We start from the raw sequence: 10759 nt of genomic DNA, 5'->3' as shown, positions 1-10759 counted from the left end.
GCCTGGGAGAGTAGGACGTAGCCACGTAGTCTTTCTTTTATTTTTTGATTATTTAAATATTGGGAATATTAATATATAATTTGGGTGAAATATGTGTGATAAAGTATTATTTTGTATTAATTATTAAAAATAATGCTTTTTTTTGTATATGAGTACAAAACTATGTACAGGCAGTGTATTGAAATTTTAAAAAAGAGAATTATAATATAAGTAATTATCAAATATATAATGCGGTGTTTAGGCTTAATTGATTATTTTAGTTAGTTTTTTTAAGGAAAAGTCTTTAATTAAGAGGGAAGATTAAAGTAGGAATATTTTGTAAAAATGAGGATTACAAAATAAAAAAAATTTTGTTTATGTGGGGGATTAAATATGGATAGGATAAATAATAATATAAAATTCTATACATTTATTGACATTTTACAGACTTATTCTGACAAGAATGTGTCGCTTTCGATTAAGGAGATAAATAATCATATGAAGAAGCGTCTCGGGATTGTGCTTGATAGAAGGACGATTTACAACTATATGAGGGATATGAAGGCGCTTGGTTTTGATGTGAGTGATTATGATAAGAATAAAGAGGGATATTATTTGAATTCGCATACGCTTGAGCCGTATGAGATCAAGATTTTGTCGGATGCTGTTTTGACTAGCAATTTTATTACTAAGGGCAAGTCTTTGGAGCTAATTGCAAAGCTGAAGTCTTTTAATTCTATATACCAGAATAGGGATTTTATAGATAATATTTTTATTGAGGATATACCTAAGTCTACTAATGAGGAAATTTTTTCTAATATGATGGTTATCGATGGGGCTATCAAGGAGGGTAAGAAGATTAGGTTTAATTATTGTAATTATGATTGTTTTAAGCGTTTGGTGTATAGGGTTGATGATAGTGGCGAGAGGAAGGTTTATGTTAAGAGTCCTATTTATTTGATTTTGAGGAATAAGAATTATTATTTGGTTTGTGCTGATGAGAGCTCGGAGGTGCTTCAGAATTATCGCGTGGATAGGATGTTAAACGTGTCTGTGATGGACGAGGATATTATGGACTTGTCGAAATTTAGGGATTGCAAGACTGGATTTAATCCAATGGACTATTTGAGAAAGAGTTTTAAGATGTTCACGGGGGAAAATGCCATTGTGATTGTGGTGTTTGCTCAGAGTCTTTTGAATTATTTTTTGGATGAGTTTGGTGATTATATATATATAATGGAAGAGGAAAATTTTAGCAATAATAATTTGTGTGAAGATGTGAGAAGTGAATGTCTTGATTATAATATTTTGAAAAAAATTTTAGGGGCAAATGAGTACGAGGAATATATATTGACTGGGAAATATATAGAAGACAGGGATACTATAAGTAAAATTGAGGATTTTAGGAAGGTATTGAAGAAAATTGTCGAGGCAGGAAGCGTCGGAAATGTGAAGGCTGCTGCTGGCGATGAAAAGGTGGCTGCTGGTGATCAGGTAGAGGTGGCAGCTAATGATGAAAAGGTAGTTGCTGGTGGTGAAAAGGTAGTTGCTGGCGATGAAAATGTGGCTGCTGATCAGGTAGAGGCGGTTGCCAATAAGGAAAAGACAGAAAATGATGAGGTAGTTGCTGATGATGAGGGCAGTATAGATTGTACAAGTAATTATAAAGCGGTTGATGTGAGTACGGGAGAGAATATAAAGGATAGTAAAAAATATATAGGCATTTTTGTGGCTAAGAGCGGTGTTGGATTGGCTAAGTGGATATTGCAGTTTGGTGCTGATATAATGGTCGTGTTCCCTGAGAGTTTGAGGGATCTTATTAGGAAAGAGATTGACGAGATGGGCGAGTATTACTCTGAGTAGTGGTTTACGAAAGGGGTAAGCTCTTTCGTTTTTTGGAGAGTTTTGGCTGGAGGAAGGCTAGATTGGAGAAATCTGGCGAAAAGTTTGGAGAGTTTTGGCTGGAGGAAGGTTAGATAGGAGAGAGTTGGCGAGGATAAGGAGAGGTTCGGATGAGAAAGGACAACTGGGAGTGTGTAGGCGAAGGGAAGGCTACCTGTGAAAAAGAGTGATATACGGTTTATGAAAAACAACGAGGATGGGGGCAAATACATTATATTTGTGATGTGGGAAGTTACAAAAAAGATAAAATATGTTATAATTACATAAAAAAATAAGTTTGGAGGAAAAGATGGGAGAAACAGTCAACATAAGAGAATATATAGACATGTTTAGAAGAAGAAAATGGATTGTGATTATAACCATTTTAATTTGTTTAGCATTTGGAGGATATAAGACATATAAGAATTATGTTTCGTATGTTCCAATGTACAAGTCTAAGATAACTATTAGGATTAATTCTATGAAGTCAATACAAAGTAAGCAAAGTTCTAAGAAAAAAAGTGATGAGGATGAGGATGCTCAAGCATTGAATAATATTTACAATTCTTATTCTGGTTCTGCGTCTGCTACTAATCAAAATATCGCGACTTCATATATCGGACTAGCGAAATCTGAGAATGTCAAGAAGAATATAGCTGCTTTGACTGGATTAAAGGTTAGTCAAGTGGGATATATCAATCCTGTTCAAAGTGCAGAAATTCCACAATTTATCGATGTACAGGTTACTTGTTCTTCTAAGGAGATAGCTAAGCAGGTTGCGACGGCTTTTCCAGAGGCGTATAATAATGAGCTTCTGAGAGTAATTAATTTGGACTGTGTAGAGGTTGTTTATGATGCAACTGATGGACAATTGATACCAAGAAGTAGAGATATAACTTTATTGAAGGCTCTTGCTGTAGGTGTTGTGATATCCATATTTTTAGTATTGTTAGCTGAATGCTTAGATACTAAGATTAAAACTCCTGAGGATGTGGAAAAGTATTGGGATTTACCATTAATAGGTACTATACCAATGGATGACGGAAAAGTAAAAGGAAGACATGCAATTCAAAAATAGGAGGTAGGATATGATAGGAGCATATGATGAAGGTAATTACGAGTTAAATGAGTCTTATAGAGAGATAAGAAACTATTTAGGTATAAATAAAAATATAAAGACAATCCTTATAACTAGTGCAGAGATGGATGAAGGTAAGACAACTATAGTATGTAATTTGGCTAAGTGTTTTGCTGAGCTAGAGGATACAAGGGTGTTATTGATAGACTGTGACTTTAGAAAAAGAGGTGTCAGTAGATATTTTGGTATAGACAACACTTTTGGGATAGCAGATATAGTGTTTGGGCATAAGACGGAGGAAGAGTGTGTAAAGAAAATAGGTGATCTAAATGTTATAACTTCTGGAGGTGTGCCTTCTAATGCGTCTATTCTGTTGAATTCACAATCTATGAAGGATGCAATTAGAAATTTCAGAGAAGAATACGATTATGTATTTATAGATTCTCCGCCTATAAGCAGATTAAACGATGCCTGTATAATCACACAGTATGTAGATGGAACAGTTCTTGTAAATGCATCTAAGGCAATCGACGCCAAGGTGGCTAAGATAACTTTGGATAAGCTAAATAAGGTAGGTTCAAATGTTATCGGTGTAATACTAAATAAATTTAAATCTGAGAGATATAGCTATTATAATAGTTATTATGGATATTCAGATTATGATAAAAAGTCAGGCTTATTTGATTTTGGAAAAAAGAAGAAAAAAAAGAAAAAAAGAAACAAGAAGAGATAAAATAACAAAAATCAAAATAATTCAAATGGACAATAAAAATATTATTAGCTATATATCAATTTGATCTATATAGCTAATAATATTTTAGAAAGAAATACTTAAATAAGTTAATGTAAATATAATTTTGAATTAAATTTACGCTAAAAGCATTTTAATAATTAATAAAAAGTATTAAAATAATATAATGGAATAATAGATTAGATGCGAATATCGAAAAGTTTTATCAAGAATAAACGAGGGTGATAGGATATTGGAGGGATATTTATGGTTTTGAGGATTATGCAAAAAATTGATGAGATATCAAATGATGCGGATAAGTGTAAGATGAGACAGGTTATTTTGGCTTGCTTTGATTTTATGATATGTGTCTGTAGCTTTATATTTACATTGAATTTGTTAGATATGAATACTAGTAGCTATTATTTGATACCTGTGTTTATTTACGCTATTATCAATGAAATAGCGATATTTAAGTTTAGATGCTACGATAGCTTATGGAAATGCGGAGGAGAAAAGGAAGTAGCTAGTATATTTTTGGCGTGCTTTGTGGCTTTTATACCTGCATATATTTCAATTAGATTGGCAGGGTTTAAGTTTAGTGCGGTTTTTTATATATTTAATTTAGCTATGGTTATAACTGCGATGATATTTCTGAGAGTAGTGTATAGAACTATGAGAAGAGTATTGATGCAGATTAATTTAATACAAAATGCTTCCAATTCTAAAAAGGTATTAATTGTAGGCGCTGGAAGAGCCGGTAATATGATACTTAGAGAGCTATTTGAAAATCCAGAGCTTAAAAAGGTTCCAGTGGGAGTTGTAGACGATGATAGAAATAAAATAGGAAAGCAAGTATTTGGAGTTCCAGTTCTTGGGACTACAGAAGACATATCAAATATAGTACAAGATAAAGCAATAGATGAGATAATATTTTGTATAGCCAATATAAATCCAATTAGAAAAAAAGAAATTATAAATATTTGCAAAAATACTAAATGCAAGGTAAAAACTATACCTGGAATATATGAAATTATAGATGAAAAGGTCAATTTGACAAAGCTTAGAGATATACAGATAGAGGATTTGTTAGGTAGAGAGCCTGTGAAAATGAATTTAAGCGATATGGATAAAATCATAAAAAACAAGACTGTCATGGTCACAGGTGGAGGAGGCTCTATAGGGTCTGAGCTATGTAGACAAATCGCCAAGTACGAGCCTAGAAAATTGATAATAGTCGATATCTATGAAAACAATGCATATGAAATTCAACAGGAATTGGTCAGACAAAGACCTGAGCTGGATTTGGATGTGATGATAGCGTCTGTTAGAGATGAGGAAAAAATGGACAGCTTATTCGAGATTTATAAGCCTGAGGTAGTGTTCCATGCAGCTGCTCATAAGCATGTGCCTCTGATGGAGTACAGCCCTTGTGAGGCTATTAAGAATAATGTGTTTGGTACTTTAAATGTGGCAAAAATAGCTGATAAATATAAGGTGAAGAAATTTGTATTGATTTCTACAGATAAGGCGGTCAACCCTACTAATATAATGGGGGCTACTAAGCGCTGCTGTGAAATGATAATACAAAATATAAATAAAAAGAGCGAGACTGAGTTTGTGGCAGTTAGATTTGGTAATGTGCTTGGAAGTAATGGTAGTGTGGTGCCGCTGTTTAAGAAGCAAATCGCTGAGGGCGGTCCTGTTACTGTGACTCATAGGGAGGTTACTAGATTCTTTATGACTATACCTGAGGCAGTGTCTTTGGTGCTGCAGGCTAGCGCCATGGCTCAGGGCGGTGAGATATTTGTCCTTGATATGGGAGAACCAGTTAGGATAGTGGATCTTGCTGAGAATCTTATCAAGCTTAGTGGGTATGAGCCTTATGTTGATATACCTATTAAGTTCACAGGGCTTCGCCCAGGTGAGAAGCTGTATGAGGAGGTTCTTATGGAGGAGGAAGGCCTTAGAAGGACTTCTAATAATAAGATAAAGATAGGTAAGCCTATTGATATTGATGAGAAGGAGTTTGTTAAGGAGCTTAATATACTTAAGAGGGTGGCTTTTAATAATCAGGATGAGAAGGTCGATTTGATTATGAAGAGTATTGTGCCTACTTATGTTAGACGAGAAGAAGTAGTATAGGGAGGAAATAGGTGTAAAATGGAAGACGGTAATATTGGAATATATCATAGGATTAAGAGAATAATCGATTTTGTAATATCACTAATAGGATTCATAGTACTAATACCAGTTTTTTTAATATTAATAATTTGTATAAAAATAGATTCAAAGGGACCGATTTTATTTAAGCAGAGAAGAATAGGAATACATAAAAGTGAATTCAACATACTAAAATTTAGAACTATGAGAATAGATACACCTAAGGATACACCTACGCATTTACTAGAAAATCCAGAACAGTACATCACAAGGGTAGGTAAATTTCTGAGAAAAACAAGCTTAGACGAGCTACCACAGATAATAAACATAATAAAAGGTGAGATGAGCATCGTGGGGCCTCGTCCTGCTCTATGGAATCAGTACGATCTAATAGAGGAGCGCGACAAATACGGTGCAAACGACGTACCTCCAGGGCTTACTGGCTGGGCTCAAATCAACGGTCGAGACGAGCTACCTATACCAGTCAAGGCGGCACTAGATGGAGAATATGTGAAAAACTGCAGCCTAGGATTTGACATCAAGTGCTTCTTTATGACTTTTATAAAGGTCTTAAGAAGCGACGGCGTAGTAGAAGGAAAGGTCGAGAGTGCAGTCGAAGCAGAGAAGCAGACTAATGAATAATGCGAGGTGACATAATGAGAAAAATATTAATACTTTCAAACCACTTTGCGACAGTATACAAATTCAGAAGAGAGCTGATGGAGAGCTTGGTAGAAAAGGGATATGAAGTAGTTGTGTCACTTCCAAAAAGCGACGACAACGAAGAGCTAAAGCCACTAGGAGTCAGAATAGTGGAGACTTATGTAGATAGAAAAAGCATGAATCCAGTAAAGGACATCAAGCTTATGATAGATTATCTAAAACTAATAAAGGAAGAAAAGCCAGACATAGCGATAGGATACACTATAAAGCCAAACATCTACGGCGGCATGGCGTGCAGAATCAGAAAAACTCCATTTATCGCAAATGTAACTGGCTTAGGAAGTGCCTACTACAAGGGTGGAACGCTAAAAACTATAGTCAGTACACTATATAAATTTGGACTTAAAAATGCAAAGGCGGTGTTTTTCGAAAACAAGCAAAACGCTCAGGTCATGATAGACGATGGGACTATCACAAAGGAGCAGGCTGTCGTGATGAACGGTGCCGGAGTTAATCTGGATAGATTTAGCTATAGCGAGATGCCGACAGACAAGGACGGTACGAAATTCCTATTCGTGGGTAGAGTCATGGAGGAAAAGGGCGTAAACGAGCTGTTTGAGGCTATCAAGCGAATTAAAGAGGAAGGCATCAAGGCTGAATTTGGATTTTTAGGTTGGTTTGAGGAAGACTACAGCGAGATTATCAAGGACTTAGAGGCTAAGGATTATATAAAATACTACGGATATCAGAAGGATGTCGTGAAATTTATGAGAGAGGCGCATTGTATCGTGCTGCCTTCTTATCATGAGGGTATGGCAAATGTGCTACTTGAGGGCGCTTCTATTGGTAGAGCACTGATCGCTAGTGATATACATGGATGTAAGGAGTCTGTGATTGACGGTGTCAGTGGGTTTACTTGTAGGGTGAAGGATAGTGGCGATTTATATGAGAAGATCAGGGCTTTTTGTGAGATGAGTTATCAGGAGAAGGCTCAGATGGGTGTTCGTGGTAGGGAGCATATGGAAGAGGTTTTTGATAAGAGGAAGGTTGTTGAGCTTACTATTGAGGAGATAGAAAGATGAGTGAACCGATAAGAATACTACAGGTAGTGACATATATGGGGCGTGGTGGACTTGAGACTATGCTCATGAATTATTATAGAAATATTGATAGAAGTAAGGTGCAATTTGACTTTTTGACTCATCGATATGAGAAGGCTGATTATGATGATGAGATTGAGGCACTTGGTGGCAAGATTTATCATCTGCCTAGGTTGAATCCTTTTAGTAGAAGTTATCTGAGTGCTTTGGATAGCTTTTTTAAGGAGCATAGCGAGTATCAGGTGGTGCATTGTCATCAGGATTGCTTGAGTGGGGTTGTGCTTAAGGTGGCTAAGGCTAATGGGGTTAGATTTACTATAGCTCATGCACATAGCGCTAGTCAGGATAAGAATTTGAAGTATTTGATAAAGGTTATTGCTAAGAAAAATATAAAGAAGTACTCAGATCAGCTGTTTGCTTGTGGAGATGAGGCAGGGAAGTGGATGTTTGAGACTGATGATTTTAAGGTTATAAATAATGCGATTGATACTGACTTATATACTTATAATCAGGAGAAATCGCTTGAGGTTAGACGAAAATTAGGTATAGAAGGCAAGTTTGTGGTCGGTCATGTTGGAAGATTTAATTATCCTAAGAATCACAAGTTTATAGTAGATGTGTTTGATGATGTTTGTAAAATCGAGTCTGATAGTGTACTTATGCTTGTTGGAGATGGAGACATGAGAGGTGAAATCGAGGACAAGGTGAAGGCGCTTGGCTTGGAGGATAAGGTCAAATTTATGGGAGTTAGATCTGATGTCACTGAGTTGATGCAGGCTATGGATGTGTTTTTGTTTCCTTCATTGTATGAAGGGTTACCAGTTACTATGGTAGAGGCACAGGCATCAGGATTAAAATGTATAATTTCAGACAAGGTGCCAACAGAATGTGCGCTTACTGATAACGTACAGGTTGTGAAATTAGAGGATAGTCCAAAAATTTGGGCGAACCAAGTATTAGAGTATAAAAATTACGAAAGAAGAAATACAAAGCAAGATATTGAAAAAGCTAATTTCGATATAAAGACTAATGCAAAGTGGTTGCAAGAGTTTTATTTGAATAAATATTAATTGGAGGAGTTTGATTATGGCGACATTGACAGTATTTACTCCAACTTATAATAGAGCTTATGTGCTTAAGCAGTGCTATGATAGTTTGTGCAGACAGACTTGTAAGGATTTTGTGTGGCTTATAGTTGATGATGGCTCTAGTGATAATACTAAGGAAATTGTGGACGAATGGATGACTCAGAATAATGGGTTTGAGATTAGATATGTCTACAAAAAAAATGGAGGAATGCATACGGGACATAATAAGGCATATGAGCTTATAGACACAGAGCTAAATGTGTGTATAGATTCAGATGATTATATGCCTGATGATGCAGTTGAGTTGATTGTTGATTTTTGGAATGAAAATAGGGATAGCAGTTATTCTGGGATAATAGCGCTTGATGTATATAAAAATGGACAGGTTATAGGTAAGGAGCTGCCTGATAAGAAGAGTACTACTTTAAGTGGGTACTATGAAAATGGTGGTCAGGGTGATAAGAAGCTTATTTATAGGACTGAGGTGATAAATAAGTATCCTGCTTATCCGGAGTTTGAAGGTGAAAAGTTTGTGCCTTTGGATTATAAGTATTTGCTGGCTGATCAGGATTATGAGCTTTTGATTATGAATAAGCCTGTTTGTGTTGTGGAGTATATGGAGGATGGCTCTAGTAAGAATATGCTTAGACAGTATTATAGAAATCCTAAGGGATTTGCTTTTATGAGAAAGGTGCATATGAAGTATGACAAGGGATTTGTCAGAAGGTTTAAGACTTGTGTGCATTATGTATCTAGTAGTTTTATTAGTGGAAATAGGCATTTTGTAAAGGAGAGTCCGAGAAAGGGTATGACTATGTTGTCGATACCTTTTGGATTTTGTCTTTATTTATTAGTTAGATATAACAACAGAGAAAGGATATAGAAAATGGAAGTATATTGGTTTATGCTGGCTTGGGTGATATTTTTCGGGATATTAGCTCAGGTTAGTGCTAAGAGAGTTTGTGTAGGTGAAGATATGTATGAGGCGAGGGCTAATTTGTTTATGGCGCTTGTTGTTTTTTCTGTTATTATATTTTTTGCTGGGATGAGAACTGTCGTTGGAGATACTCTTACATATATAAAAATGTTTGAAGAGTATCCTTTACTTGAAAATGCTAGAAATATTATTTTTGATAAAAGTGCTAGAGAACCTGGATTTAGATTGTTTTCTATATTAATAAAAACTTTTATATCAGATAATTATAGTATTTGGCTTTCTATAATTGCTATAATAAGTGGACTATGTGTAATGATGCCATTATATAAATATTCTTGTAATTTTGGATTAAGTGCTTTTTTATTTATGACATCTTGTCAATTTACGTGGATGTTTAATGGAATGAGACAGTTTTTGGCAGCATCTATAATATTTGCTTGTACAGGATTAATTCTTAAAAATAGGACGGTTTTATATATAATTATTGTTTGTTTGTTATCTTCTATTCATCAATCAGCATTGCTTTTAATACCAATGTATTTTGTTGTAAAGGGAGAACCTTGGAATAAAAGAACAATGTTATTTGTGGTATGTATAATATTGACTATGTTATTCACAAGTAAATTTACAAATTTATTGACAGATGTAGTTGAAAAAACAGACTATGCAACTTCTGTAAACGAATTTAAAGATACTGATGATGGAACAAGTATAATTAGAATATTAGTAGAATCAATTCCTGTAATAATGGCTTTTATATATAGAGACAAGATAAAACATAAATTAACCCCTATAATTAAGTTGAGTATTAATATGTCTTTAGTTGCAAGCGGTCTCTATATGATATCTAAGATTGCAAGTAGTGGCATTCTTCTTGGTAGGTTACCTATATATTTTTCTATGTATAATTTGATTTTATTACCATGGTTAATAAAAAATATATTTGAAAAAAGAGAAAAAGACTTAATTTATTATATAATGATAATTTGTTATTTTACTTTCTTTTACTATCAAATGTGTATAGCATGGAGAGGAATGGGATATGGGAGTAGTATACTCAATATAAAATATAATATTAGTATATAGGAGATATAACAGAGATGAAAAAGATATTATTTTTTATTCCTAATTTAATGCATG

9 protein-coding genes are annotated in these 10759 nt (G+C 34.6%); all 9 read left to right on the top strand.

Going from position 1 to position 10759, the window contains the following annotated elements; all coding sequences use genetic code 11:
• The first annotated feature begins 372 nt into the window (after nt 1-372).
• The 9 genes from SPD90_RS03880 to SPD90_RS03840 all read left to right on the top strand — a co-directional run bounded on the left by SPD90_RS03880 (nt 373) and on the right by SPD90_RS03840 (nt 10705).
• Nucleotides 373-1842 (top strand): helix-turn-helix transcriptional regulator, encoded by a 1470-nt coding sequence (locus SPD90_RS03880; protein WP_320924361.1) that lies wholly within the window; start codon nt 373-375, stop codon nt 1840-1842.
• Between the two features lie 328 nt (nt 1843-2170).
• Nucleotides 2171-2938 (top strand): YveK family protein, encoded by a 768-nt coding sequence (locus tag SPD90_RS03875; RefSeq protein WP_320924360.1) that lies wholly within the window; start codon nt 2171-2173, stop codon nt 2936-2938.
• A gap of 10 nt (nt 2939-2948) precedes the next feature.
• Nucleotides 2949-3671, top strand: a complete 723-nt coding sequence (locus tag SPD90_RS03870; protein WP_320924359.1) for a CpsD/CapB family tyrosine-protein kinase — start codon at nt 2949-2951, stop codon at nt 3669-3671.
• A gap of 264 nt (nt 3672-3935) precedes the next feature.
• Nucleotides 3936-5813, top strand: a complete 1878-nt coding sequence (locus tag SPD90_RS03865; protein WP_320623775.1) for a polysaccharide biosynthesis protein — start codon at nt 3936-3938, stop codon at nt 5811-5813.
• Between the two features lie 18 nt (nt 5814-5831).
• Nucleotides 5832-6473: a sugar transferase gene (locus tag SPD90_RS03860; RefSeq protein WP_320924358.1), complete on the top strand. Its 642-nt coding sequence runs from the start codon at nt 5832-5834 to the stop codon at nt 6471-6473.
• Entirely contained in the window at nt 6473-7576 is a 1104-nt protein-coding gene (locus tag SPD90_RS03855; protein WP_320924357.1) for a glycosyltransferase family 4 protein, read from the top strand. The genes SPD90_RS03860 and SPD90_RS03855 overlap by 1 nt, the downstream gene beginning before the upstream one ends.
• Complete coding sequence (locus SPD90_RS03850) at nt 7573-8664, top strand: glycosyltransferase family 1 protein (protein ID WP_320924356.1); 1092 nt, start codon at nt 7573-7575, stop codon at nt 8662-8664. Before SPD90_RS03855 ends, SPD90_RS03850 begins: the two co-directional genes overlap by 4 nt.
• 16 nt (nt 8665-8680) lie before the next feature.
• Complete coding sequence (locus tag SPD90_RS03845; RefSeq protein WP_320924355.1) at nt 8681-9565, top strand: glycosyltransferase family 2 protein; 885 nt, start codon at nt 8681-8683, stop codon at nt 9563-9565.
• Between the two features lie 3 nt (nt 9566-9568).
• A complete protein-coding gene (locus SPD90_RS03840; RefSeq protein WP_320924354.1) occupies nt 9569-10705 on the top strand; it encodes an EpsG family protein in 1137 nt (378 codons plus the stop codon).
• Nucleotides 10706-10759: the final 54 nt, after the last annotated feature.

It is taken from the genome of Intestinibacter sp. (genome assembly GCF_034113885.1).
Lineage (GTDB): Bacteria > Bacillota > Clostridia > Peptostreptococcales > Peptostreptococcaceae > Intestinibacter.
This window is presented reverse-complemented; position numbering and strand designations above follow the sequence as displayed.

Coding starts and splice junctions, on each gene's coding strand:
- SPD90_RS03880 (WP_320924361.1), top strand. CDS start 373: ATGGATAGGATAAATAATAATATAAAATTCTATACATTTATTGACATT.
- SPD90_RS03875 (WP_320924360.1), top strand. CDS start 2,171: ATGGGAGAAACAGTCAACATAAGAGAATATATAGACATGTTTAGAAGA.
- SPD90_RS03870 (WP_320924359.1), top strand. CDS start 2,949: ATGATAGGAGCATATGATGAAGGTAATTACGAGTTAAATGAGTCTTAT.
- SPD90_RS03865 (WP_320623775.1), top strand. CDS start 3,936: ATGGTTTTGAGGATTATGCAAAAAATTGATGAGATATCAAATGATGCG.
- SPD90_RS03860 (WP_320924358.1), top strand. CDS start 5,832: ATGGAAGACGGTAATATTGGAATATATCATAGGATTAAGAGAATAATC.
- SPD90_RS03855 (WP_320924357.1), top strand. CDS start 6,473: ATGCGAGGTGACATAATGAGAAAAATATTAATACTTTCAAACCACTTT.
- SPD90_RS03850 (WP_320924356.1), top strand. CDS start 7,573: ATGAGTGAACCGATAAGAATACTACAGGTAGTGACATATATGGGGCGT.
- SPD90_RS03845 (WP_320924355.1), top strand. CDS start 8,681: ATGGCGACATTGACAGTATTTACTCCAACTTATAATAGAGCTTATGTG.
- SPD90_RS03840 (WP_320924354.1), top strand. CDS start 9,569: ATGGAAGTATATTGGTTTATGCTGGCTTGGGTGATATTTTTCGGGATA.